General features: G+C 44.2%; 23 protein-coding genes. 16 read left to right on the forward strand and 7 right to left on the reverse strand.

The window, feature by feature from the left end:
• Window positions 1-25 precede the first annotated feature (25 nt).
• The gene (locus GO493_RS08310; RefSeq protein ID WP_157305683.1) at window positions 26-619 is read right to left on the reverse strand and encodes a class I SAM-dependent DNA methyltransferase; all 594 of its coding nucleotides are present in this window, start codon (window positions 617-619) and stop codon (window positions 26-28) included.
• A gap of 114 nt (window positions 620-733) precedes the next feature.
• On the opposite strand from GO493_RS08310, the gene GO493_RS08315 reads away from it, so the two are divergent.
• The 3 genes from GO493_RS08315 (at window position 734) to GO493_RS08325 (ending at window position 3,281) form a co-directional block, all read left to right on the forward strand.
• The gene (locus GO493_RS08315; protein WP_157305684.1) at window positions 734-1,183 is read left to right on the forward strand and encodes a DUF2141 domain-containing protein; all 450 of its coding nucleotides are present in this window, start codon (window positions 734-736) and stop codon (window positions 1,181-1,183) included.
• Between the two features lie 561 nt (window positions 1,184-1,744).
• Complete coding sequence (locus tag GO493_RS08320; RefSeq protein ID WP_157305685.1) at window positions 1,745-2,617, forward strand: hypothetical protein; 873 nt, start codon at window positions 1,745-1,747, stop codon at window positions 2,615-2,617.
• Between the two features lie 91 nt (window positions 2,618-2,708).
• A complete protein-coding gene (locus GO493_RS08325; protein ID WP_157305686.1) occupies window positions 2,709-3,281 on the forward strand; it encodes a sugar O-acetyltransferase in 573 nt (190 codons plus the stop codon).
• A 73-nt stretch (window positions 3,282-3,354) separates the two neighbouring features.
• On the opposite strand, the gene GO493_RS08330 is transcribed toward GO493_RS08325, so the two are convergent.
• Together GO493_RS08330 and GO493_RS08335 are read right to left on the reverse strand one after the other, a co-directional pair.
• Window positions 3,355-4,170 carry a DUF4382 domain-containing protein gene (locus GO493_RS08330; protein WP_157305687.1) on the reverse strand — a complete coding sequence of 272 codons (816 nt, stop codon included), beginning with the start codon at window positions 4,168-4,170 and terminating at the stop codon, window positions 3,355-3,357.
• 300 nt (window positions 4,171-4,470) lie between these two features.
• A complete protein-coding gene (locus tag GO493_RS08335) occupies window positions 4,471-4,818 on the reverse strand; it encodes a winged helix-turn-helix transcriptional regulator (protein WP_157305688.1) in 348 nt (115 codons plus the stop codon).
• Between the two features lie 105 nt (window positions 4,819-4,923).
• On the opposite strand from GO493_RS08335, the gene GO493_RS08340 reads away from it, so the two are divergent.
• Together GO493_RS08340 and GO493_RS31220 are read left to right on the forward strand one after the other, a co-directional pair.
• Window positions 4,924-5,595, forward strand: coding sequence for an NAD(P)H-dependent oxidoreductase (locus GO493_RS08340; RefSeq protein ID WP_157305689.1), 672 nt, complete (start codon window positions 4,924-4,926; stop codon window positions 5,593-5,595).
• Between the two features lie 14 nt (window positions 5,596-5,609).
• Window positions 5,610-5,732, forward strand: a complete 123-nt coding sequence (locus tag GO493_RS31220) for a hypothetical protein (protein WP_262885954.1) — start codon at window positions 5,610-5,612, stop codon at window positions 5,730-5,732.
• Here the strand turns inward: GO493_RS31220 and GO493_RS08345 are convergent, their stop codons facing one another.
• Together GO493_RS08345 and GO493_RS08350 are read right to left on the reverse strand one after the other, a co-directional pair.
• Window positions 5,733-7,553, reverse strand: a complete 1,821-nt coding sequence (locus GO493_RS08345; RefSeq protein ID WP_157305690.1) for a RagB/SusD family nutrient uptake outer membrane protein — start codon at window positions 7,551-7,553, stop codon at window positions 5,733-5,735.
• Window positions 7,554-7,572: 19 nt separating this feature from the next.
• Window positions 7,573-10,764 carry a SusC/RagA family TonB-linked outer membrane protein gene (locus GO493_RS08350; protein WP_157305691.1) on the reverse strand — a complete coding sequence of 1,064 codons (3,192 nt, stop codon included), beginning with the start codon at window positions 10,762-10,764 and terminating at the stop codon, window positions 7,573-7,575.
• A 388-nt stretch (window positions 10,765-11,152) separates the two neighbouring features.
• Here GO493_RS08350 and GO493_RS08355 point away from each other — a divergent pair, with 388 nt between their 5' ends.
• The 6 genes from GO493_RS08355 to GO493_RS08380 all read left to right on the forward strand — a co-directional run bounded on the left by GO493_RS08355 (window position 11,153) and on the right by GO493_RS08380 (window position 19,395).
• Window positions 11,153-11,521 (forward strand): hypothetical protein, encoded by a 369-nt coding sequence (locus GO493_RS08355; protein ID WP_157305692.1) that lies wholly within the window; start codon window positions 11,153-11,155, stop codon window positions 11,519-11,521.
• Window positions 11,522-11,720: 199 nt separating this feature from the next.
• A complete protein-coding gene (locus GO493_RS08360; RefSeq protein ID WP_157305693.1) occupies window positions 11,721-14,114 on the forward strand; it encodes an ABC transporter permease in 2,394 nt (797 codons plus the stop codon).
• A gap of 96 nt (window positions 14,115-14,210) precedes the next feature.
• The gene (locus GO493_RS08365; RefSeq protein WP_157305694.1) at window positions 14,211-16,169 is read left to right on the forward strand and encodes a M1 family metallopeptidase; all 1,959 of its coding nucleotides are present in this window, start codon (window positions 14,211-14,213) and stop codon (window positions 16,167-16,169) included.
• A gap of 38 nt (window positions 16,170-16,207) precedes the next feature.
• Complete coding sequence (locus tag GO493_RS08370) at window positions 16,208-17,131, forward strand: helix-turn-helix domain-containing protein (protein ID WP_157305695.1); 924 nt, start codon at window positions 16,208-16,210, stop codon at window positions 17,129-17,131.
• Between the two features lie 102 nt (window positions 17,132-17,233).
• Window positions 17,234-17,974, forward strand: coding sequence for an SDR family oxidoreductase (locus GO493_RS08375; RefSeq protein WP_157305696.1), 741 nt, complete (start codon window positions 17,234-17,236; stop codon window positions 17,972-17,974).
• A 107-nt stretch (window positions 17,975-18,081) separates the two neighbouring features.
• Entirely contained in the window at window positions 18,082-19,395 is a 1,314-nt protein-coding gene (locus GO493_RS08380) for a DUF3108 domain-containing protein (protein ID WP_157305697.1), read from the forward strand.
• A gap of 68 nt (window positions 19,396-19,463) precedes the next feature.
• Here the strand turns inward: GO493_RS08380 and GO493_RS08385 are convergent, their stop codons facing one another.
• On the reverse strand, window positions 19,464-20,000 hold the full coding sequence (locus GO493_RS08385; RefSeq protein ID WP_157305698.1) for a GNAT family N-acetyltransferase: 537 nt from the start codon (window positions 19,998-20,000) through the stop codon (window positions 19,464-19,466).
• A gap of 443 nt (window positions 20,001-20,443) precedes the next feature.
• On the opposite strand from GO493_RS08385, the gene GO493_RS08390 reads away from it, so the two are divergent.
• The 5 genes from GO493_RS08390 (at window position 20,444) to GO493_RS08410 (ending at window position 23,850) form a co-directional block, all read left to right on the forward strand.
• Window positions 20,444-21,664 (forward strand): M57 family metalloprotease, encoded by a 1,221-nt coding sequence (locus GO493_RS08390; RefSeq protein ID WP_157305699.1) that lies wholly within the window; start codon window positions 20,444-20,446, stop codon window positions 21,662-21,664.
• A gap of 117 nt (window positions 21,665-21,781) precedes the next feature.
• Window positions 21,782-22,345: a Crp/Fnr family transcriptional regulator gene (locus GO493_RS08395; protein WP_157305700.1), complete on the forward strand. Its 564-nt coding sequence runs from the start codon at window positions 21,782-21,784 to the stop codon at window positions 22,343-22,345.
• A gap of 73 nt (window positions 22,346-22,418) precedes the next feature.
• The gene (locus tag GO493_RS08400; protein WP_317165411.1) at window positions 22,419-22,745 is read left to right on the forward strand and encodes a DMT family transporter; all 327 of its coding nucleotides are present in this window, start codon (window positions 22,419-22,421) and stop codon (window positions 22,743-22,745) included.
• A 55-nt stretch (window positions 22,746-22,800) separates the two neighbouring features.
• Entirely contained in the window at window positions 22,801-23,355 is a 555-nt protein-coding gene (locus GO493_RS08405) for a hypothetical protein (RefSeq protein WP_157305701.1), read from the forward strand.
• Window positions 23,356-23,373: 18 nt separating this feature from the next.
• Window positions 23,374-23,850 carry a nuclear transport factor 2 family protein gene (locus GO493_RS08410; RefSeq protein ID WP_157305702.1) on the forward strand — a complete coding sequence of 159 codons (477 nt, stop codon included), beginning with the start codon at window positions 23,374-23,376 and terminating at the stop codon, window positions 23,848-23,850.
• Between the two features lie 106 nt (window positions 23,851-23,956).
• On the opposite strand, the gene ppsA is transcribed toward GO493_RS08410, so the two are convergent.
• Entirely contained in the window at window positions 23,957-26,566 is a 2,610-nt protein-coding gene (gene ppsA, locus GO493_RS08415) for a phosphoenolpyruvate synthase (protein ID WP_157305703.1), read from the reverse strand.

Here is a 26,566-nt window from a genome sequence, read left to right on the forward strand (position 1 = left end):
TCGCCATAGGTGGAAGCGTTTTTTATTATAAGGTCTTTTGTGCCATCCAGACAGTGGCGAAGCTATCTTCAGTGTAGTTTAAGACCTGGAAGTGATGAGCCTCAAGAAGTGACTGATACTGATCTTTATCCAGGGAGGCATGAAAGAGATTTTCTCCGCCGTTGACTGACCATGCTTCTCCTTGTTTATTGCCTGAGGTGAATAGCAGGATGCCATTGTTGTTAAGATGATTGCTGAAGATATCAAACATGGCAGGCTGGTCTTCTGCCGGAAGGTGGAAGAAGCTGTGCCAGGCAACAATGGCATCGAATTTTTTGTTGAGGGAAAGTTTACGCATATCTGCATGGATAAGATCTGCGGAGGGAAGGTTTGTTCTTGCTATTTCCAGTATGCGGTAGCTGGCATCTACTCCCGTAACCTGCATGCCCTGTTCCAGAAGATGTGCCATTATGGGAACGCCCGTCCCACAGCCAAGATCCAGTATACTGGCTCCTTTACCGATGATATTAAGCAGTTTGTCCAGGTATGGTTTTTCTATCAGTTCCCGGGAACGGTTTTCCGAGTACCAGCCGGCAATGATGTTATATGTTTCAAAAGCGTTGTTTCTTTTCTTATCCATAACAGTAAAGTTAGCAAAAGGTCGTTTCATTCCCTGTTTTGTCCGTTTGACCGGCTTTGTACTGGTTGACGAGGTGTTGTGCCCCTACTTTTGGGCATCAAAAAAAACAACAGTATGAGAAAGACAGCGCTTTTATGTGCCAGCTTATTCTTTGGCCTGCTTTGTGTTTTCAACGTTGCAAAAGCACAGACCCAGAATGTACAGGTTACGATAACAGGTATTAAGTCTGATAAAGGCCAGATACTTCTGAATGTTTACAAAGACCAGGAAACTTTCAGTAAGGACAAGCCTTTCAAGAAGATAATGGTAGCTAAGAAATTATTATCAGATGGTTCTACTATAGTTGAAATACCCCTGGAACCTGGTACTTATGGCATAACGCTGCTGGACGATGAAAACAGTAATGGAGATATGGATAAGAACATGGTCGGGATGCCAAAAGAAGGCTTTGGCTTTTCAAATTTTTTCCTCGAAAAAATGAAACGGCCGACATTTGATGATTTTAAGATACAGGTAGCGACCAGCCAGCAGAATAAAGCAGAGATCAAGGCAAAATATATGTAATCAATAGACAGGACTCCAGGTTAACATAGGACAGGACAATGCCGTATCCAAAGGTTTGAGGCGTTGTGGTGGTGGGGTAAATTCATGACGGCCTCAACCGGATCAGGGGAGCGTAATGCTCTCCTGGTCTTTTTTATTGATATAAGCTTAGAATTCTACATAGAGACTTTTCTTTCTTTTTCGGATATAATAAGAACATTAACGATTGTTTTATGCCCTGGTGATAATCATTGAATTATCACACAAATGTGCTATTAGTATAGCCGGGCCCGATACTTAATTTTGTTTGTATAATGCAGAGATGACTTTATAGCCCTACCATTGTGTTTGTTCCATACCCACCTTGTTTTGGCTATATCAATATGTAATCTTCTTTAATTATATATCCTTTATATGCAACCGGGACAGTAAACATTTAAGTCAGAATCGTTCGATATACCAATTAGTCATGTTCAGACGGCAGTCTAATGAAGAGTTACATTATTGATAACCTCCTTAATACCTGCATTGTTCGATTTTCTATAGGTCATGTCATTTATAACTACTATTAATTTTTTATCTATGAAATTATTCAGGGGACATTTTATTGTTTTTTTATTGCTTTTTACCGGCAGCGGTTTTGCGCAAACTACCGGGTCTTTTACAGTTAATGGTGATTTTGACAAATACTATCCTGTTACTTTTTATGATGGTGGGTGGCCCTCTAATGCTATTACAGAGCTGGAACTGGGTAGAAATAATGTGCATGAGAACAGTCAATGGAGAGGCGCGCTGATGGCGAAATTCAGTTATCATACTTATGCCTGGGGCTCTGGTTCGGATTTTATTTCAGCCAATATTAACCAGGGATATTCAAGTGCTCCGGTATCTGATTTTATAGCAGGCTGGAAGGATGGCACCAGCCGAAATTCGACACTCCGGATTATTATCTGGTTAAGAGGAGGAGGGACTACTTATTATTATACATCGAATTATGCAGTTAACCCACTGGTTTTTGATACACCAACCTCCGGAGTATACTACCAGGAGCCCGGAGGGCCGGACCACAGTTATAAAACTTCTTTAGATGCCTATGTGAATTCCAATGGGCTTTCTATGAACCAGTCTGCATTCTTTCAGAAACCGATCAAGACATCAAGGCTACAGGTAACTCCGGACGGCTGGTCAGATTTTGTATTTGATCCTGCATATCAATTGCCATCTTTGGAAGAGATTGAGAGTTATATTAAGGTGAATAAACATTTGCCGGATGTTCCTTCTGAAATGGAGGTAAAGGAAAAAGGGATTGATGTAGGAGAGATGAACAGGACCCTTTTACAGAAAGTAGAAGAGTTGACATTACATCTGATAGAACAGAATAAGAATTATAATCAGTTGCAGGAAGAGATAAAGGTATTGAAGAAGGAGGTTGAGATGCTGAGGAGAAAACCGTGATATTCGTTAAGCTATTGTACATTTGGAGCAGACCTGCTGGCCTGGTCCAAATGTGGGGAATGGGAGCCTTTAACGATAGTATACATAAACGATGAAAACAGAAAAGGAAAAAATGCTTGCCGGAGAGCTGTATAATGCATTGGATGAGCAGCTTTCAAAGGAGAGAACAAATGCAAGACTATTGCTAAAGAAGCTTAATGATGCAAGCCCTGATGATAATGAAACGATGACTGACGCATTACAGGAACTGATTCCCAATGCAGGTAAGGACTTATGGATACAGCCACCGTTTTACTGTGATTATGGGTACAATATTGAGGTGGGAGATAAGGTATTCTTCAACTTTAATTGTGTGGTGTTAGATGTAATGAAGGTCACTATAGGCAGCAGAACTCTTTTTGGGCCTAATGTACAGATATATACGGCAACGCATCCTGTGGATGCCGATGAGAGAGCATCCGGACTTGAATATGCCAAACCAATTGTAATTGGTGAGGATGTTTGGGTAGGTGGTAGTGTTGTAATTTGTCCGGGTGTAACTATTGGAAGCAGGAGTATAATCGGGGCAGGCAGTGTTGTAACGAAAGATATTCCAGATGATGTTTTTGCAGCGGGTAATCCCTGTAAAGTGATCCGTGTCTTAAATGACAGAACGGGCCATTAAAAATAAACAGGAAGGTGGATACACGTTATTATTGCCCATATCTGACGTAAAGCCAGATATGGGCAATGTGTTTTTATTTATGAAGTGTAATAGATGATAATTTTATGGTCTTGCCGGATGTTACGGAGATGTTTGAGATCACCGTGTCTTTATAGCCATTGTTCGCATCGATCTTCAGGCTATAGGTGCCGGTTTCTAAAGCTCTTACTTTGAAATAGCCATCCGGTCTGGGGATATTATATGTAGTATCCCCGCTATTGTTATAAACGCTTATGTATGGATAAGCGTCATCGGGTAAGACCTCACCTTCAATATTGCCTGTGTTTTTCTCCACGAATGCAGTGAGTACAGGGCTCAGGTAATATTTATTATTGGGCAGTTCGAAAACAGATCTTGCAACGTCAAAGTCGATCCAGAGTTTGGAACTGTCTGAATCAGACTGGTCCCATTCATTGCCTCTGAGGTTGAGATATACTGCAGAGCTGTCTGTGAGGAGTTTCAAGGCATAAGTGGCGCCGCTTTTTACCAGGGTATTATTCGAGCCCAGTTGAAACTTAATGAGCTTTATTTTTCCCTTGGGAACAGTTCCCTGTGCCAGTGCTGCGTCTACACCGTTGTTTAGAGTGAGGAGGTCATAGGTGCCTGGTGTTATTTTCAGTTCATTCCATGAAATACAGCTATCCCTGTAGTCTTTGTCCCAATAATCGAATTCGCTGCCGGAACAGGTGTCTGTCATGACCTCTACGGATTGAATATCGATGTATACATGTTCATAGTCGGCCGGGCCGTCAGTCAGGTAGAGAGACACGCCTTGCGTGTTGCTGACCTTTTCATTTTCAGTGCTGCTTTCTGAATCATTTTTGGAACAGGAGATTGTTAAGATAGCCATAAAAGCTATTAAAGATAATGCGCTGATTAAAAGAAACTTTTTCTTCATAAAACGAGTGTTGATTAAAAAAAGGGTGAAATGCTTCAATGCACAGGAGTGAGGAAAAATGGTTTTCTTCTGAATAGCTATGTCAAAAATAGGGAGTGGGGAATGGAGTTGATCTGTAATTTTAATGAGCAGGCCATTTTGATGGGTGAAGAGGACAAAAGTTACAATGGAGCGTTGGGGTAATTAAGGGGCTTTATAGAGTATATTATGTCAGGAACCTGTCGCTTTCAATGAGTTACGGTCGCCAAAGGCTTAACGATGGGCATCCGCCCATTTTTCCATTGCATGCCAGATGGGGCTTAGTACTTTGGCAGATTCTGTCAGTTCGTATTCTACGCGAACGGGTGTTTCGGGGTAAACAGTACGGATGATGAGATTGTCTTTTTCCAGTTCTTTCAGTTGCAGGGTGAGCATGCGTTCGCTGATATTGGGCAGTTCCTTTTTTAATTCACTGAAGCGTTTCTTGCGGAGACCTAATTTATAGAGGATCAACATTTTCCAGCGGCCGCCAATCATGTCCAGCGTATATACTACTCCGCAGAAATCCTGGAGCACCTGCCGGTTAATACTGTTTGTTGAATTTTCTTTTCTCCTTGACATACATACTTTTTTGTTCGTTGCCTACAATGAGTTGCACATCACAAAATTAGCAAAGGTGAGCCTAATTTAGCGTACTTAGTTTCACAGAAAGTCAATTTTTAGAAAATGAAAGTATTGTTGATCTATGCACATCCGGAGCCGGAAAGTTTTAACGGAGCCATGTTCAGAAAAACCCGGGAAACCTTATTGGAGGCAGGACATGAGCTGCGTATCTCTGATCTGTACGCTATGAAATTTGACCCGGTTTCAGGTAAAGATAATTTTACAAGTCTTGAAAACCCTCATTTTTTCAAACAACAGCTGGAAGAATTGCATGCTACTGCTACAGGGGCTTTTGCATCGTTTATTGCTGCTGAGCAGGAAAAACTGGAATGGTGTGACCTGATGATCTGGCAGTTCCCGCTCTGGTGGTTTAGTGTACCGGGCATACTGAAGGGCTGGGTAGACAGGGTATTTGCCATGGGGCGTATTTATGGTCAGGGAAAGTTATATGAGAACGGAGTTTTCAGGGGGAAGAAAGCCCTGCTTTCGCTTACTACCGGTGGTGCGGCAGAGACATATGTTGAAGGTGGTTTTCATGGAGACCTTGATGGTATTTTACGTCCTATACAGCGGGGTATGCTGGAGTTTACAGGATTTACCGTGCTGGAACCTCATGTGGTGTATGGGCCGGCAAGGCTGAGCCCGGAAAAAAGGGAAGAGGAGCTGCTTCGTTTGCAGGAGCGTTTACTGGCTGTTACGGAGGAAAGTGGTATTGAGGTGGGTAAATACCGTTAAGAAATACGATCCGGATGCGTTATATGCTGTATGATACACAGGGAAAGAAAGTGGCATTGACAAAAGAGAGCAACTGGACGCCTGGATGTCCTGATATTAAAAAAGCCCTGCAAATCGCATTTGCAGGGCTTTTTTGATTAATATCCCGGGTTCTGGTCAAGCCGTCCCTGGTAGGCGTCTAATGTAGTCTGGTCATATGGGAACAGTTCGCTTTTCCCTGTGGTAAAGAACCTGGCCAGTCCCTGCCACAGGGGCAAGCCATCAATAGCGTTTGATGATGTAAGGTGCTGGGCCCAGTCAACCCTTGTCCAGCCTGTTGTAGGGCTGGGTGCCGTTGTGGGCTGGTACCAGGGTACGGGAGTTGCAGCTGTGCTGTTGGGGGCGTAATATTGTATCTCTTCCCCGTTGTTTTTGTAATAGATATACTGGGGTACAAAGCTGTATGCACCTGTACGGTCCCGTATCTGTTGTATTTTGGTCCTTGTTTCGGCCAGTTTTGTTGCCAGCAGGTTCCAGCGTATCAGGTCATACTTTCTTATGCCTTCATGTCCGAATTCCAGGTAGCGTTCGTTGACAATTGCATTGAAGAATTCTTCTTTGGAGGTAGGCGTAGTACCCATTTTGCCTTCATTGCCTTTATAAGCCCTTTTTCTCACCTCTTCGAAGGCGGCAATAGCAGCCGCCGTTGCTCCGCCGTTCAGCTCATTTTCGGCCTCTGCAAACATCAGCAGTACGTCAGAGAAACGGATCAGTGCCCAGTTGTAACCAACATTCAATACAGATCCCGGCAGCAGAGGTACGCGCCAGTCGCGGCGGTATTTACCGGTATTCAGCTCTCCCAGGCGGCGTTGTGTTTTAATATTGGTAGCAGAGGTTACCTGGTAGGAGGTAACGGTAATATCCCGGCGAAGGTCTATAGAGTCAAAAGCGTAGAAATAGTTTGGCAATATAACAATACCACCACCGCCTGCTCCGTAGCGGGAGGCAGCGTTTAGGTTAGGGCCGTCATAGTTGCCCATGCGGCTGTCGCTGTTGCCGTTACCACCGCCTGCACCTACTTCAAACAGGATCTCGCCTTGCGGATCGTAGGTGAAGGAAGTGACATTTCTCCATATTTTATCAAAGTCCGGGTTTAATGTATGTTCAGTACGTTTAGCCATCAGTTCCTGGCATTCATCTCTTGCTATGGTGTAGTACTTCTGGTAGTCACCTCTTCTTTCCAGTTGCCCGTTGCTGCGGAGGGAGTAGCCTCCGCGATATAAGGCCATTCTTGCACGTAAGGCCATGCAGGCGCCTTTTGTAACGCGTTCATTCCTTGTTACTTCTGTGCGCCATGGCAGTAGTTCTTTGGCTGTGGCCAGGTCTGCCAGCAGTTTGTCGTAAGTGGAATCCCTGTCTGTCTGGCCTATGAAAAGATTGGTTTGTTTATAAGATGGTATCATGGGGGCAGGTACATCTCCCCAGTTGCGGATCAGTTCAAGATAAAACTGGGCCCTTAGTGTGAGTGCTTCTGCATACAGGCGGCGCAGCTCTTTCTTTTGATCGTCTGTACCGCTGTTGTACATGGTCATTAACGGTATCTGTTCTATGCAGAGGTTAGCTTTTTCGATGCCCCTGTACAGCTGGCGGAAGGGATTGGATACTTCTGCATTGGTTAGCAGCAGCTGGTAGCGGCCAATGCCCCGGCGGCCATTGTCGATATTGCCGCTAACAATGCCTTCGTCAGAATCGTAGGGGTAATACATGCTGATACGTATCCCGTATCCGGCATCGCCCTGCAGTTCATCGTATACGCCTATCAGGGCTGAGGTGGTATTGGATACATCTGAGAATACTTCGCTGATATTATATTCGGAGCCAGGCTTTACCTCTGTCCACTTCTTACAGCCTTGCAGGACTGTTAAGGCGGTGGTTATACCCAATGCTGCTATAAAGATATTGAAGGATGTATGTTTCATTGGAAAGTTCGATTATGGGTTAGAGTGTAACGTTTACGCCAAATACATAGGTCCTTGCACGCGGATAGGCTGCAAAGTCAACTCCCGGCGTTAACGGATCGGTGCGGCGGGCAGTGACATCAGGATCATAGCCTGAGTACCTGGTGATGACGCCCAGGTTATTGACTGTCCCGAATACCCTGAAGGAGGCGATCTTAGCGCGGGATGTAAGGCTTGCAGGCAATGTGTAACCCAGTGTAAGGTTATTGAACCGGATATAGGAACCGTCTTCTATAGCCCAGGAGTGAAGCCACCAGCGCTGTACTCTTACGGGAGACCATATAGTGGCTTTGCTGTTCATTGTGGTGAGTTCATTGGGGTCGGTTACTATCTGTCCCTGGGAGTTGACGTTGGTCCACCGGTTTTTCATCACATTCAGCATGTTGAGATTGGCGAAGGCGCCATCAGTCCATTCCAGTTTATTGGCGTTGTATACATCATTACCCCATACAAAGTTGATGAAGATGCTGAGGTCGAAGTTCTTGTAGGAGAACTGGTTGTTCCAGCCGCCGGTGAATGAGGGGTTGGCGTTACCGATCACGGTACGGTCGCCATCTGCCGTGATGGTGCCGTCTCCGTTCAGGTCTTTCCATTTCAGCATACCTGGCTGAGGTACGCCATATACGCCATTTGCTGCAATACCTTCCTTGATGGTATAGGTAGCGGTGGCGGCGTCATATGTAAAATCGTCAGGTTTATAGAAGCCATCTGTTACAAAGCCGTACATCAATCCTACAGGCTGTCCTACTTTCACTAAATAATCATCTACGCCGTCAGAGCCCTGCCAGCCGGAGTTGCGGGTCATCTGTGTTGGGCCGCCCAGGTTCTCTACTTTGTTCCTGTTGAATGCAATATTGAAGTTGGAGCTCCAGGTGAAGTTCTTTTTCTGTATGGGAGTAGCATTCAACTGGATCTCCAGGCCGCGGTTGGAGGTGGCGCCCAGGTTTTTTATCTGTGTAGTATAACCGGTGGTAGGAGGTATCTGTACTGCTAACAGGAGATCGTTAGCGGAGTTCTTGTAAGCGTCGATGGTCAGTTGCAGCCTGTTATTAAGGAAGGAGAGGTCCAGGCCCAGGTTGCGTGTAATATTCTTTTCCCAGCGCAGGGAGGGGTTAGCCAGTGCAGTGGGAGCAAAGCCGGGGAGGATGGAATGGTTGAAGGCATATTGTCCTGTTACACCGTACAACTGGAGGTATAGCAGGTTCCCGATGCGGTTATTGCCTACAGAGCCATATCCGAAGCGCAGTTTACCATCTGACAGCCATTTAATGTTCTGCATACCTTTTTCTGCAGAGAAGCGCCATGCTACTGACCCTGACGGGAAGATCAGCGTACCGTTCTCTGAAGCGAACTTGGAGGTACGGTCGGCGCGCAGGTTGAATGTAAAGAGGTATTTGTCGTCATAAGCGTAGTTAGCGCGGCCAAATAAAGAGAATATGCGGCTGGGGGCACTCTCGGTAGAAGAGGGCAGGGGCTGGGCAGAGCCGGTTGGAGCGGCGCCCAGTCCCATATTGGCCAGTGCTTTGGAAGCGCTTATATCTGCCGGGAAATATCTTGTTTCTACGTAGTTGGTGCTGGACAGGTATTCTACTGTTTCTTCACCTGCCAGTACGCTGATGTCGTGATGCCCTTTATACCTGCTCAGCGTATATTGAAGTACGTTAGAGTTGTTGATGGTACTGTTACGTTGATCGGCGATGGAGGCTATAGGCAGTGAGGCATACTGACGGGCGGTATTGGTGATCTTTCCATAGAAGAGAGATTGCCTGATGGTTGTATAATCGTAACCGACAGTAGAGCGGAAGGTAAGATTTTTTGCCAGGGCGATGTTTACATAGCCGGTAAGGTATGTGCCCCTGGTCTTCTGGTCCCTGTATTCTGCCTGTGTGAGCAGTACGGGGTTAGTGGCGCCGCTGGATGCCAGGTAATATGCTTCGTCAAAGTCATCGATGCCTCCGGTGGTGGTAGCAAGTTCAAACGGGCGGTAATTGATGGTATGCCGCAAGCGGTTGGTGGCGCGGGTGCCCGTGTTGCTGGTGCCCATTCCCAATACGTCCTGGTCCAGGTAACGGATGTTGATACCACCTCTTACTTTATCAGATAGTTTATGGTCCAGTTTAAAGTTTACGATCTTCCTGTCAAGTCCTGACGCCAGCTGTATGCCATCTTCCTTGTTGGCCGTAAGGCTGAGGTTGAAGGTGGTACCGTTAGAGCCGCCGTTTACAGACACGTTATGGTTCTGGAACTGGGCTTTGCGGCCAAAAACTTCATTCTGCCAGATGATAGGTTTAATGTTCTTATAGTTCTGTAATGTATCCCAGGTGGTACCGTATGTCCTGGCAAAGTCGGTGCTGTCTGCAGCGCTGCTACGGCTTCTTTCGTACTGCCACATAACAAAATCATATGGGCTCATGACATCCTGTATGGAGGGTAATTCTCCCCATCCCATGGAGCCGCTGTAGGACACCTGTGTTTTACCGCTTTTGCCGCTTTTGGTGGTGATGACCACTACGCCGTTAGCGCCCCTGGCGCCATATATGGCGGTTGTGGAAGCATCTTTCAGTACGTCTACAGAAGCGATGTCCTGCGGAGCAATGACAGATAGTGCGTTTTCTACCTGTACACCGTCAACGATATACAGCGGGGAGTTGTCCTGTGTGATAGAGCCTCCGCCGCGTACCCTGATCTGAAGCTCTGCGCCGGGCGCACCTTCTGAGGATACTACCTGTACGCCTGCCAGCCGCCCTTGTAACACTGCGGCTGCTGATGATAAAGGGACGTCTTTGATCTGCCGGCTGTTGACAGATGAAACGGAACCGGTCAGGTCTCTCTTGGGTACAGTGGCATAACCAACAACCACTACCTGGTCAAGGTTGCTCTGTTCCCTGCTAAGTTGCACCTGGAGCGGCTTTTTACCGTCAGCCGTCAATGTTCGGGTGCTGTAACCGATGTAGGAGAAGGTGATGCTCACGGGACCATTTCCTGTGACTTTCACAGAAAAATCCCCATTTGCGTCGGTACGTAAACGTTGTTTTGTTTCGTTGACAACGATAGAGACGCCGGGTAGCGGCGTATTGTCATCCATAACTTTCCCGGTGATGGTAAGTGTCTGGGCTTTTGCGGTAAAAAGGCTTAATGCCGCAAACAACGTGATCAATAGTCTTTTTTTCATAATCGTGGTATCTGTTACTTGTAGCTATGAAGGAATTAACGCTCAACTGAGATTTTGGCAACAATCAAATAGCAATCAGGATGCGAGGAGAAATTCATCATTATCCACTGTCGCATACAGGTGAAAAGCCCCCAATTATTTGGTAAGAGATAAACCAGCAATCCTTTGCTAATACAAGGCAATTGTAGTGTTATTTTTTGTAGGAATTATTCTTTGGGAGAAGTTTATTTACGCAATCGTTCCCGGGAAATTGCTGGTTTGAGTTTACCGGATATTACCTGTTGCTTATTACATAATGACCAATATGTTTGTATTGAAGAGGGGAATAATTATTTATTTTAAATTGCTGTGAAGACTAATTCTCTCCATTTAACCAAAAACACCTGTTATGAAAAAATTGTTTTTAATCCTCCTCTGCTGTGCTATTGCTGCAATTCCTGTTAATCACATCCTGGCTGGTCAAGGCGTTATATCTCATCAGAAATTTGCTGACTATGACGTATTTGCCAGTAATGCTACTGACGGACAGGTAGCTGTTTATTTCACAGGTAATGATGCTGGTTTACGCGGATATGTTTCTCCCGGTACTGCAGAAAAGTTTGGTCCTATTCCCGGAGGTACGTATTCTGTACTGATTTCTACAAATGCTACCGGTCCCCGTACTTTTACATTGAACGGACAGACCGTTACCAGTTCAAATGGTTTTGCAAATTTTACTGTTGATGTGACGGGTAATGTGTACATAACAGTTCAATAAGAGATACGATTTTTTAAAGGGAAGCCACAGGTTACTTATACCTGTGGCTTTTGTTTAAACCTGGGTCGATAATGTCCGGAAGTGAACAGCCTGCTGTGCCGGAACCGGACAGTTAAGGCTTTTAAATGATCGCAGTTGGTTGATTATCAATTCTGTATGGACTGGCATTTCTTTAGAGGCCTGTGGTGAAAAACTGTCAATGTTCCGGAATTATTTACTAACAGCTTTCAGAAGTTTAGCGCGTAATAAGAGCTATACGATCATTAATATAGCAGGGCTTGTTATTGGAATTGCCGTGTGCCTGGTTATTTTTATAATTATACGGTATGAATCCGGTTTTGATAATTTCCACGGGAAGAAAGACCGTATTTACAGGGTGATGACCAGGGACGATAAAGGAAATACCGGTTCTTCTGTTCCTTTCCCTTTACCTGCTGCTATGAAGCATGACTTTCCTACCTGGCAAACCACAGGTATGTTTTCATTGCCTGGTATACAGGTGGTGATACAGGAAGAAAACGGTGGCCCGGTGAAAAAGTTCAGGGAAGCCCGTGGAGCGTTCCTGACAGACGAATCTTTCTTCGGCATATTTGACTTTCCCTGGCTGGCGGGGAATCCGGCAACGGCTTTACAGCAGCCCAATTCTGCTGTATTAACAAAGGAAATAGCGGAAAAGTATTTTGGTAGCTGGGAAAAGGCTGTTGGAAGACAGATAAAGGTAAACATCAATAACGGCATATTGCTGACTGTAACCGGGGTATTAGCCAGTATACCATCAAATACTGATTTCCCATTACGGATCGTTATACCGTATAAGCTGACCGGCTTTTCCGATAGCAAAGACTGGATCACTATCAACAGCAATCATAAATGTTTTGTTCTGTTACCTCCCCATACAACAGTTTCGGCTTTAAGCCGGCCGCTGGATGCTTTTTCAAAGAAATACCGGCCGGCGGATAATAAGAACGTCCAGGTGTTACAGCCACTGGGTGATATTCACTTTGACAATACGACGGATAATTACAGCGGAAGGACCATGTCGCCCGAACGTACAAAGATATTGTGGCTGATAGCGGTCTTTATTCTCAGTATTGCCTGTGTGAACTTTATCAACCTGTCAACAGCACAGGCCGTGAACAGGGCAAAGGAAATAGGTGTACGAAAAGTATTGGGTAGTAACAGGTGGCAGATCAACATGCAGTTCCTGCTGGAAACACTACTGCAGGTAATAACGGGAATGTGCCTTGCGGTAATCGTTGCTGCATTTACGTTAAAACCGGTCAGTAACATGCTGGGTATTTCATTGTCTTTAGAATTGCTGATGCAGCCTGTCATCTTACTTTTCCTGCTGGTGGTTACTATTGCCGTTACTATACTGGCCGGCTTTTATCCGGCGCTGGTACTGGCGGGTTTCAATCCTGTTGCTGCATTGAAAAGCAGGTTCTCTGCAAAGGGAAAGGGTTTGTCACTGCGAAAAGGGCTGGTGGTGTTCCAGTTTGTCATTGCGCAGGTGCTGATCATTGGCACCCTGTTACTGATAAGGCAGATAGATTATTTTAAGAAAACATCTATGGGCTTTAACACCACCACAGTGGTGGATGTGCCGTTTCCCGGCGATAGCGCAGGGCGCGCCAGGACGGCTTACCTGAAAGACCGGTTAATGGGCATGAAGGAAATAGAGGAAGTAAGCTTTAATAATACTACGCCAGCCAGCGCTGACAACTGGTGGACCGGCTTTAAGTTTGACCATGCGGTAAAGGAAACTGAATTTGGCGCTATCAGCAAGTTTGTTGATGCCCACTACCTTACTACTTATCAGCTGCCATTGGTTGCCGGGAGGAACATTAGCTCTGCAGACTCCATTCATGAGTTCTTAATTAACGAAACGCTGGCAAAGAAGCTGGGATATGCAGATCCGCGGGATGTGCTGAACAAGGATGTGGACCTGTGGAACGGTACGTTGAAAGGAGTAGTAGTTGGGGTGACAAAGGATTTTCATTCCGGTTCATTGAAAGAGGCTATTTCACCTGTATTTATGGCCAACTGGAAGGACGTATATAATACAGTAGGGATCAGAATGGCGGCGTCTGATATGCCTGCTACAATGAAAGCGATCGGCAGGATATGGAATGAGGTTTATCCTGACTTTGTCTTTGAATACCAGTTCCTGGATGACAGGGTGGCTTCATTTTACGATGAGGAAAACCAGTTATCCAGGTTGTACAGGTTGTTTTCAGGTATTGCTATATTCCTGAGCTGTCTGGGTTTATATGGCCTTGCTTCTTTTATGGCTGTACAGCGCATCAAAGAAGTAGGGATAAGAAAAGTGCTGGGGGCAACTGCGGGTAGTATAGTTTACCTGTTCTCAAAGGATTTCATCGTGCTCATTGCTGTTGCGTTTATTATTGCCTGTCCTGTTACCTGGTATTTCATGGACCAATGGTTACAGCAATACACTTATCATATCAGTATTGGCTGGTGGGTCTTTCTTGCTGGCGGGCTGGGGGCAGTGATCATCGCATTGCTGACCGTCAGTTTCCAGGCGGTGAGAGCTGCGTTGGCTAACCCGGCGGTCAGTCTGAAGGCTGAATAGATATTGAAATAAGAATGGCGCCTCTCCGGGCGCCATTTTAGTTATTGGAAGTATTTTTATTATATTCAGCTTTCTTTAGCCAAAATCTGCATGTCTATGAAGCCAGCCATAGGGTTCTTTTTATTTGTCGTTGTTCACCTTTCAGCAGTTGCCCAGTTTAAGGAGAGCGTATCGAAGTATAATCCGCAGGATATTTTTCCGGCGCTGCCGGCCCTGCCTGCGGGTAATTCATATCGTGCTGCCCATGGGGAGCCTGGCCCGGCTTACTGGCAGAACCGGTGTAACTATAGTATTGATGCGGTGCTGGATGATGAGCGGAATGTAGTTTATGGTACGGAGGTAATTACTTATACTAATAACAGTCCTCATACATTATCCTACTTATGGTTACAGTTAGATCAGAATGTTTTTAAACAGCATTCGAGAGGACTGGATGCAAAACTTTTCCTGGATAGTAATCATGTGAAACAGAAGAAGGATTTTGAAGGAGGGTATGTTATTACAGATGTCCGGCTGATCAGTAAAAAAGATACACTTAATACCGGTTACCGGGTTGATGATACCCGTATGCAGCTGCAACTGGCCCAGCCTTTGGTACCGGGAGCCTCCGTAGGTATCAGGATCAAATACAGTTATACCATCCCCCGCTTTTTTTATAATGCAGATTTTAATGTGAACAGAACGGATATTATGCCTACCGCTGAGGGGAATATTTATTCTATAGCGCAATGGTATCCACGCCTGTGTGTGTTCGATGACGTGGAGGGATGGAATACCCTGCCTTACTTAGGCAATGGTGAGTTTTACCTGGAGTATGGAGATTTTAACGTGAACATTACGTTGCCATCAGCTTATATCGTATCTGCTTCAGGCGAACTGTTAAACCCGGAAGAGGTGTTAACTCCGCTTCAGCAGCAGCGATGGAACCAGGCTCATAACAGTGATACCAAAGTGTTTATCCGTACTCCTGAAGAAGTGAAGAATGCCTCTTCAAGGCCTTCAAAGCCTGCATGTACATGGAAATTCCGGATGAGCAATACCCGTGATTTTGCATGGACGGCATCAAAATCTTTTGTGTGGGAAGGTATTCGTATTAACCTGCCGGATGGGAAAAAGGCTTTCGGTATTTCGTTATATCCTGTAGCGTCTAAACTATCCGGAAGCTGGGACAGATCGTCTGAGTATATCAAATTCACCATAGAGTATTTTTCTAAAAAATGGTACCAGTACCCTTATCCATGTGCAGTGAATGTGGCTTCCAACCTGGACGGGATGGAATATCCCGGTATTGTATTCTGTTCTGCCAGGGATACTGGTAATGATTACTGGCGTGTAGTGAATCATGAACTGGGGCATACCTGGTTTCCGATGATCGTAGGCAGTAATGAACGGAAGTATGCCTGGATGGATGAAGGCTTTAATATGTTCATAGATTACCTGGCCTGTGAGGATTTTAATAGTGGAGAGTTTAAGGGATATGCTCCCCTGGCGCCACCGGCTGCAGATTATTTTGCCGACAGTGCTGTGTCTGTGCTTACAAGGCCGGACGGGATCAGGGGAGATATGGTGCTTCCTTCGCAATACCTGAAAATAGCGTACCTGCTTGGTTTATTAAGAAATCATATACTGGGGGCTGAGAGGTTTGATTATGCATTCCGTCATTATATCAGTCAATGGGCTTTTAAGCATCCTACACCTTGGGATTTTTTCCGTTGTATGAACAATGCCGCCGGTGAAGACCTTACCTGGTTCTGGAAGGAGACGTTTATAGAAAATTATAAACTGGACCAGGCTATTGCCGGCGTAAATGAAGCTGCGGAAATAAGTATAGAGAACCTGGAAAAGGCGGCTATGCCTTTGATCATCGAGATCACCACGGTAAGCGGGAAAAAGGTGCGACGTACATTGCCGGTGGAGATCTGGCAATATGATCACCGGTATGTTTTGAAAACAGGTATTACTGAACGTATTTCTTCTGTGGTAATAGATCCTGATAATGTATACCCGGACCAGAACAGGGCGAATAATAGCTGGAAGCCGGCCGGTCAGATGTAAATAGGCGGGCGACCGGTTTATTTAGTTAATTTTGAGGTATGGCTGCACATAACCTGGTTGTAAAGGACCTTCATGAACTATACACGATACTGGGTCTGCCGCTGGATGCGGTAGATGTTTCATCGGGGTTTACCATACATTTCCTGCAGCAGACCTTCACGGAGTTACCATTTACTTCTGTTCCTTACCGTCCTGATTACTTCAGCTTCCTTTTCATACGGGAGGCCTATGGGAGATATGCGATAGATGACCAGTGTTTTGATGTCAAACCGGGGACAGTATATTTTACCAATCCGGGCAATTACAGGGTGTTTGAATGGCACAGTATCAAAGATGCCTGTCTCATTACCTTTAATGAAGCTTATCTGAAGGAAAATGTGCACCAGGACGTGTACAGGGATTTCTCTTTCCTGCTCACGGAAACTGTCCTGCCAAGGGTGCTTTCGGAGCAGCAGTTTGAGATGCTGCGGCAGCTGTATCAGCAGATACATACGGAGTACCTGGGACAATCGCCATACAGGAATAAGATCATCGGAAGCCTTATGGTGGTGTTGCTTCTCAAGATAAAAGAGTATTTCTTCCAGGACTATAACCCTATTTATGAAGGGAACCGCAGCTCGCAGATCGTAAAGACCTTCAGGCGTGACCTTGAGCAGCATTTCAGGGACCTTGTTGCAGGTAAGGCCGAGATGCCTCTGCGGGTGCAGGATTATGCCGATATGCAGTCGCTTCACGTCAATTACCTGTCAAGCGTTATCAGCAGTAAAACGGGTAGATCCATCAGTGCCTGGATTGCCGATAAAACTGTGGCAGAAGCCAGGGTAATGCTGCGGAAACCCGGGATAAGCATTAAGGAAATTGCCGGCAGGCTGGGTTTCCTGGAAGCCTCTCATTTCAGTAATTATTTTAAGAAACATACTTCTGTGAGCCCTGCGGAATACCGGAAACAACATGCGTCCTGAGCTATTCTGAGAAATTTGTAACTCCTGCTATGATCCTTGTACGTTGCAGGAACTGTTCAGGAGTGATCTTTGTATTGTTAAATCAAACAGAAGAAAACGACCATGAACTCGCTTAAAGACAAAGTAATACTGGTAACAGGTGCGTCAAGGGGAATAGGTGCAACAGTAGCCAGGCACCTGGCAGAAGCAGGAGCTAAAGTAATTGTTAACTATGCCGGCAGCCAGGAAGCTGCGCAGCAAACAACAGAGGCTATCCGGCTGGCCGGTGGCGACGCTATTGCCCTGCAGGCGGACGTGAGCAATGCACAGCAGGTAAAGGAGATGTTTGATACGGCCATCGGGCATTATGGTAAGATAGATGTGCTGGTGAACAATGCCGGTATTATGATCACCAAACTTATCAAGGATACTACAGATGAAGAATTTACCCGGCAGTTCGAAGTGAATGTCAGGGGGACATTTAACACGCTTCGCGAAGCTGCTACCAGGCTTGCAGATGGCGGGACTATCATCAACTTCTCATCCTCCACTACCCGTTTAATGTTGCCTGCCTATGGTATCTATGTAGCTACCAAGGGAGCCGTGGAGCAACTGACCCGTGTATTTGCCAAAGAGGTAGGCGCACGCGGTATTAATGTGAATGCCGTTCTTCCCGGCCCCACCAATACAGAGCTGTTTACCAACGGAAAATCGCAGGAGCTGATAGACAGGCTGGCAGCGCTGAATGCATTTAACCGGCTGGCGGAACCTGAAGATATTGCCAAAGTAGTGGTTTTCCTGGCAGGCGATGAAGCCAAATGGATCAGCGGACAGACTATCGGTCTTAATGGAGCTATGGCATGATCCGGGAGTACCGGAAAGCCGGTAGATAGATTATCCCTGTATACAGGTAGTTGAAGAGATCAGAATAGTTTTTATTTTTAGGGCATAAACTAACCATAGTGAACAACATGATGTTTAAGCGTTTTAAGCCCTGTCTGATCTCTGCGGCGCTGCTCATTGTGGCCTTGACAGCGGGTAAGGCCCAGACGGTCCTGGTACCTGGGGAGAATGTATTTGACAAGAAATTTATTAAGAACAGCACCTATGAAATGGCCTGCTATGCCAATATTAACGGGCAGGATATGGAGGTAAGCTCTTTTAATATACAGATCATCCACGATAGTAAAACACTCGCAGTTTACACTACTTTGCGGATGACTGGCGCGAAGGAGCTTTCTATGGATACCAGCATCGCTGACTGGAATACATTTAAGCCTATATACCGTTCTTCTTCCAACCAGACCCGGGATATGGTACTACATTTCGGTAAAGAGGTGACCGGTTATTACTATGATAAGCAGAACAAAAAAAGATATCCTGTTAAAGACCCGGTTAACAGCGGCAGTTTCTTTGACAGCTATGCCTATCCTTATATATTGGGTTTATTGCCACTTACAACCGGATATAAAAATGATATAGCAGTATATGATTTTAAACCGGAAAATAGTACCAACACCAAGGTAGCACGTATTGAAGAGGTAAAGAGCAATTTATATAAAAGTAACCTGACAGACGATCATAAAGTATGGCAGGTGAGTATTTTTGAAGAAGCTACGAATGACAGGTATCTGTATTACATAGACAAAGATACCCGCCGTTTATGGAAAATTGTGATACAGACCAGGGGGCAGCAGCTGGTGCTTGTTGACAAGGAGATAGACTATAATCCTTTTACCACCCGTTTTGATAAGGCGCAGACGCTTAAAATGGTGACATCAGGTAATTCAATTATACTGGGGCAGGCTTTTGCGAGGGATAATCAGAATACCGGTGTATTAAGGAAAATGGCTGTCGCTAACATTAACAAGAAACAATATGCCCGCGCTGGTACGTCGGTGGTCCTGATCCCTTATACTCCTTTCTTTAAAGAGTGGATAAAACTGAATAAGGAATCGAGGAAAAAGGGTAAGTCCATACCTCTTCCCGAAGAAGCTGCGGAATGTATTAAGGTGGCAACGGTATACGATGATGACGGACATTTTGAATTTACCAGCCTGATGCCCGGAGAATATTTATTGTATACTGAATTCGGGTATACTCATAAAGCCAGCAGAACAGAAATTACGGGATATACAGATACCTATATCAATGGCATATTCCAGGGTACAAGCCCTAATACTACCACTTATAACTATAATACGACCGAATCGGCAGCTATTCAGAAGACAATAACTATTAAAGCTGACGGAGAGAAGGCAGAGGTAAAGCTGAGGCAATTATAATAACAGAGAAGGACGTTTAGTAAATTATAGAAAGACCTCATCACCTGGTGATGAGGTCTTTTGTTTGTTTATTCAAAGAATGCTCCGGGGTATTCTACAATACCTTTTGTATCCCCGAATGTATCCGGGTTCAGTACTTTGACCATACAGTTCTCGTCCGGTACATCAAACGGGAGTTTGATACCATATTGTACGGTGGGTACATAGCCGAACCTGGGATAGTAGTCTGCATGTCCGAGCAGAATAACAGAACTATATCCTAAATTATCAGCTATATGATGAGCATGCTCTATTAAACTTCTGCCGATCCCTTTATTCTGAAATGCAGGGTGTACTGCAACAGGAGCCAGCGCTAAGGAAAGGAATTGCCTGATACCGTCTTTAACAGCTAACCTGGTGAGCAGGATATAACCTGCTATCTGACCATCAATTTCTGCTACTAAAGAGAGCTCTGGTATGAAAGCATCTGAGTTCCTTAACCGTTCAACTAAATATTGTTCCTTGTGATCGGAATGCTCCATTGCTGCGAAGGCTTCTTTTACCAGGTTGAAGACTGCTTTATGATCTTTTGTTTCTTCCTGGCGAATAATTAAATGACTATTCATTGTATTAAAATACATTACGTTAATATTAAAAATATATGGAAATAGAAAAACAAGGTCATAGGAGATTATGACCTGAATGAGATAGCCCTGGGAGGAGGGCGTTATGCTATCTCAGAAAGAGAGTATATGCGGGATGTTGATAACATGGGGTAAATATAAGGTTTATTTCCAAGCTTTATATGGATTTAGAAATCTCTATATTTATCTTCAGATAAAATACTTAATTTCATCAGGAAATTTGTTACCAGAATCAAAATAACCAGGTACCCAAACCTATATTTCATAACCCTAATCCACAAACTTTTCATGCTATGAATGCCCCTTAGCAATGCGTGTATGCACTTTTTGATGCAGCCCCTTATTATTCCCTGCAGTTCCTTGCCTGGATTATGCTCCAGGTATAATGACCTGCATTCATCATTAAATCATAAAATCTTATCTGAATGAAAAAAATTGTTTTCATCTCCCGCTATTTTGCCATATTATCAGTGATATCCGTCCTTTTGTTTTCCTGTAAAAAAAATGAGATCACTCCACAGAAACCTGATAGTGAAAGCAACCCTGTCTTAAGTTATATTAAAAAGTTAGGTTACAATGATGGCCAGATTAAAGACATTGGTGATGAATATCTTGTTGATGGCGACATCCTGTTCAGCAAGAACAGTAATCCTGATCTTTCCATTGCTGACGGCCCGAAAGCTGAGCAATACGGTACGGCCAATTATGTTGGTTATGATGTACAGCCGAATATCCTTGTATATGTTGATGCTTCCATGAATGCCTATTTAAGCGAAATTAACGGCGCCATTGCTTTGTGGAATAATGTAATCAATTGCAGGGTTAAATTTGCTATTACCACCGCATCAACAGCAGCGCAGATCCGTATCACCAATGCCAATCTGGGTTCAGGTGTTTGTGGTGCCGCTTATTTCCCTGTAAATGGTCAGCCTGGTGGTTTAGTCAGGATCAATATTAACCAGATTGCTGGTAATTCCTTTGCACAAAGGCAACGTACCATTGCGCATGAACTGGGGCATTGCATTGGCTTCAGGCATACTAACTGGCAGTCAGGCGAGCCTCAGTCAGGCGTTTTAAGTGACAATGGCGCTTACTTTGATGCTATGCACATATTGGGTACTCCTACCGGCGGTGATCCGAATTCTATCATGAATGGTGGTCAATGTGGTAGTGGGGCCACTACGCTCTCAAGCTTTGATATACTGGCTGTGCAGTTCTTATACCCAGCCAATCCTCCGGTAGCGGGAACGGTACCTGTATTCCGCTATTATTCCAGGGCTACATGGGATGACCATTTTTATACTACCTATTTAGGCGAGCTTGGAAACGGAGCGAATAATGACTATATCTTTGAGGGTATTGGCTTCTTTGCTTTCCCTAACCAGGTAGCTAATTCAATACCTGTTTACCGCTGGTATCTGCCACAGAGCGGAGATCACTTCTATACAGCTAATCCAAATGAAATCCCGTCAGGTAACTATGAAGGAATAGCTTTCTATGCTTATTCATCAGCTATCAATGGTGCAGTACCGGTACACAGGTATTATAATGGTTCATTTGACGACCATTTTTATACTAAGAATCAAAATGAAATGTCAACCATACCTGGTTATACGTATGAAGGCATTGGCTGGTATGCTTATTAGTTAATTGAAGGTAGGATACCTGGAAGAGAAGCCCTTGAGTATTCAAGGGCTTTTTGTTATGGTAAAATGAGCCCCCTTTTCTGTAATTTTAGGCATTTACCATGAACCTGCTGACCAATGGATATTGACGCTATCATTGATAACGTATACATGTTGCCGGAAAAGTCGAAAGACCGGCTGAAAGAAAATATTTCGGAAGCTGCTTATGCCAGAGGTCATTTCCTGTTCAAAGCAAATAAGATCAGTTCCGATATCTATTTTATCAGAGAAGGGATTGTGCGCGCTTATGCAGAAACTGCTGATAGTGAGGTTACCTTCTGGTTCGGCAAAGAAGGGGATACTGTTATTTCCATGAAAAGTTATGTGTATGACCAGAAAGGATACGAGAACATACAGCTGCTGGAGCCTTGTAAATTATATAAGATGAAAACGGAAGACCTGCGTAAGCTCTTCCTGGAAGATATTCATATTGCCAACTGGGGGAGGAGATTTGCGGAGCAGGAGCTGATAAAAGTAGAAGAACGTCTTATCTTCAGGCAATGCAGAACAGCTATGGAACGCTATAAGGAGCTAATGACCAGTGACCCTGAGTTGTTGCAACGGGTCCAGCTGGGGCATATTGCATCTTATCTTGGTATGACTCAGGTCAGCCTGAGCAGGATCAGGGCTGAATTAAAATAGCTCTCTTTTTTATCATTTGTAAAATTTTTCCAGCTTCAAACTTGCGACCTTGCAGGTATAAAATTATTTAACTGTGAACTGGATCATTTTAATCATCGCTGGCTTGTTTGAAGTAGCATTCACTTCCAGCCTGGGAAAAGCAAAGACATCGGAAGGTATTGCAATGTATTTATGGTATGGCGCCTTCCTGGTTTCATTAGTGGTGAGTATGCTTTTATTGATGAAAGCAACACAAACGCTGCCGTTGGGTACAGCTTATGCTGTATGGACTGGTATCGGCGCTGTGGGTACTGCCCTGATGGGCATTTTGTTATTTAACGAACCTGCTCATTTCTGGAGGTTGTTCTTTGTATCTACCCTGATAGGGTCTATTATTGGGTTAAAGGCGGTTTCTTATTAGGAATTTACAAAGAAAGGCAATAATTTAAACAGCTGATAAACCCGAAATCAACGATATGAAACTAATACAGCTCCTTTTTATTGCCCTTATCATCTTTGCAAATTGTACAGCTCAAAAGAAAACTTCCACCATTACCGGTGGGGAGTATGATAAGAATAAGAACCAGACGAACTACTTTGTTTTACCTTATGGCTCGGCTTCGATTCCTGGCAAGTGGGTTAAGACAAGATATAATGAAATAAGTAAGCAGCAGTTTTTAGAAAGTGATGATAGTATAACAATTGCGATAGCTTTTACAGCTATAAGTGCTTATGAATTCAATAAGAGAAAAGCTAAGAAAGGGTTTGAATTTACCAAAGCGTTTTATGAATGGGACTCGGAATATTATGTGAATACTGTTAAACTCAACCAGGAGAAGGTTGAATCCGATGAAGAACGAAATTATATTATCTGGAGAGCATTTGGTGAGGTTAATAACGCAACTGTTGATACGTATTTCCTGTTTGGAGAGAAAAACGGGGCTGCAAGAAATTTTTCTATAATGATAACAGATAAATGGACCAGAGAAGAGAAAATTAAGTTTCTTAAAGAGTTGTATTTAGGGAAATAAATATAAAGCAAGACCGGAATGGCAAAGAGAATATTAGCGACAGCGACAATCATTGTTGTCGCTTTTTTAAAAACATATGGACAAGCACAGGATGAGCTGTATAAAGAGATCTATAAACAAGACAGCATTTTCTTCAGCGCGTTTAATAAATGTGATACTGTTACTTATAAGAAATTTCTAACCAGTGATTTTGAGTTTTATCATGACTTAGGCGGACTGCATTACTTAGAAGAAGAAATGCAATCAATGAGGGAAATGTGTGCAAGGAATTCACATATACGCCGGGAGCTTAATAAGAATTCTCTGGAGGTTCATAAACTTGGGGAGAATGGTGCTTTGGAAATTGGTGTTCATAGTTTTTATCATACTAATCCAGGGCAAGCGGAACATATAAGCGGGACGTATAAGTTTGTTCAGGTGTGGCAGAAAAAGGATAACGTCTGGAGGCTTTCAAGGGTTATAAGTTATGATCATGGGAAGATGAATAATGATTAAGGATATGCTGATGGTGTTTATAAAGAATAAAATAAAAGCCGCGTGAATCATATGATTTTCGCGGCTTTTTATATTGTTTATTTTATTGTATTCTGAAATATAGCTTTTATATTATTTCCACATACCCATCCGTTCCATTTACCCGGATCCTCTGCCCATCTTTAATCACCTTTGTGGCATTTTCCACTCCGACAACTGCCGGTAAGCCATATTCACGTGCAATAACTGCCCCATGGGTCATCAGGCCGCCAACTTCAGTGACCAGTCCCTTTATAGATACAAATAATGGCGTCCAGCTGGGGTCGGTAAAGGAAGTGATCAATATATCGCCATCTTCAAGGTTGGCATCTTCCATGTTCAGGATGACACGCGCCCGTCCTTCTATGGTTCCGGAAGAAACCGGGAGGCCGGCAATAGCTCCGTCGGGGAGATTTTCCCGATTGTATTTACCTGCAATGATTTCACCATCAGATGTAATGACACGTGGAGGAGTCAGTTTTTCATATGCCCTGAGCTCGTCTTTTCGTTGGCTTATGACCTGGTAATCTAATTTATTTGTACGTACTACTTCACGAATTTCTTCAAAAGTAAGATAGTAAATATCTTCTTTTTCATGAATAACGTTGGCCTGTACAAGTTGTTCAGCTTCTTTCAGTAAGGCTTGTTTATAAATGAAGAGACGGTTTACCAGATCATATTTCGGATACTCACGATAACCGCTGAAATTCCGGACCAGGCTTATCTTCTGTTTAGTCTCTTCTGCTTTTTGTTCACCATCCGGTAACTGCCGCAACCGGTCTGATAGTTCCTGTTCTTTTTTCAAAGCTTCCTGCTTCCCTTGTTCAAATTTCCGGGTACTGGCGCCAGGCTCAAAGTTTTTGATATTACTGAGAATGAGGGGAATAAGTGTAGCCGGCTTTTCACTCCAGCGGGTTTTCGTGATATCGATTTCCCCTACGCATCGCATTCCATATTTATCGAGATAAGCAATGATAGCATCCCGGGTTGCCTGTCCGCCTTTGAACTGAAGCAATTCATCGAGGAAGTTATCATCTTTTATATGTTGTAAATACTCAATTATTTCAGGGTAGGGGCGGATCACATCTGCAACATCCAGAAGTTCCAGTCCCATTTCTGAAGTGATATTGTTGGATACTGATTGAGAAAGTGTGTCTGCTACATTCTTTTCACCTAACCATTCTTTTATTTTTTCATTGAGCCAGGATGACGCATTTACTGCTGTCATAATCACAGACAGGCTTTGTAGTTTATGCGGAGCTGTTTTTGATTGCCGGATATCTTCCTGGATAAAATCAAACAGATCCAGGCCTGATTTAGTCCGGATGTTTTGTCTTAACTCTTCGACAGATGCCTGACTATTCTTAATCAGGTCAGCAACGATGGACGGATCGTTTTCGACCTGTGGCAGAGAGTCCAGGGGTGGCATGCCTTTATTATTCTGAACGGGGCCATTTGCATTCTCTGGTGACGATCTTATAAAGCCTTCTCTTTCTATTATGTTTATGAGCGCGTCTTTTGTGAGCGGATCAGATTTTCCCAGCGTATTCATTATTGTTTGCCGGCCGGCCGGTGAGGCCAGACTTTGTGTGATATCAACAAACAATCTTCCACCGGCATGACGCATGCGGGCAGGGGTTATTAACAGGAAGAAAGATAATCCCAATGGTTTCATGGCATCGGTCATCATCTGGTTATGACCGACAGATACATAAACATGATTTTCCTGGTCATTCGTTTCAGGAACAGGATATAAGGTAGTGATTGGCCTGCTTTGAACAATATAAAATGTATCATCAGCCAGACACCATTCGATGTCCTGAGGCGTACCAAAATGAGCTTCAATTTTTCTTCCGAGACGGCTAAGCGCTATAATTTCTTTATCTGTAAGGGACTGGCTGTTTTGCTGATCCAGGTCAATTTCCTGTTCCAGTGTACCGCCTTCTTCTGATGCCAGAACGGCAAGTCTCTTTGTAGAGACTTGCCTGTCAATGATCCTTTCGTCCTGAACTTTATAATTATCAGCGTTGACAAGTCCGGAAACCAATGCTTCGCCAAGTCCGAAACTGGCATCGATGGATAAGACCTTTCTATTGGATGTAACCGGGTCTGCCGTAAACATAATCCCTGCTACCTGAGGGAAGATCATTTTTTGAATAACAACGGATAAGCTGACCTTTCTATGGTCAAACCCATTTTGCAAACGGTAGGTCACAGCTCTGTCTGTATACAGTGAGGCCCAGCATTTGCTGATATGTTCCAGGATTGCCGTTTTCCCTGTAATATTGAGATATGTATCCTGTTGTCCGGCGAAGGATGCTGTTGGCAGGTCTTCCGCTGTAGCGCTGGAACGTACGGCAAAGGCGTCTTTTTCATCAAAATTTGCGAGATAGCCGGTAATCTCGTCTGTTATATGGGAGGGAATGGGAACTTTTTCGATAGCTGTACGGAGTTTTGCGCATATTTCGCTAATGCCTTTCCTGTTATCTGCTTTCAGAACAGCTAACTGGTCCAGTAGTGAATTGAGTTCTTCGTTGTTGCCAATAATTTCTTTATATGCTTCTGTTGTAATACAAAAGCCTGCGGGTACGTGTATACCTTCAATCCTGGATAGTTCTCCCAGGTTGGCGCCTTTTCCCCCGACTATTGAGAGCTTTGTTTTATCAGTTTCCTGAAAACCAAGTATGTAGGTACTCAT

This window comes from Chitinophaga tropicalis (assembly GCF_009758205.1).
In the GTDB taxonomy this organism is placed as follows: Bacteria; Bacteroidota; Bacteroidia; order Chitinophagales; family Chitinophagaceae; genus Chitinophaga; species Chitinophaga tropicalis.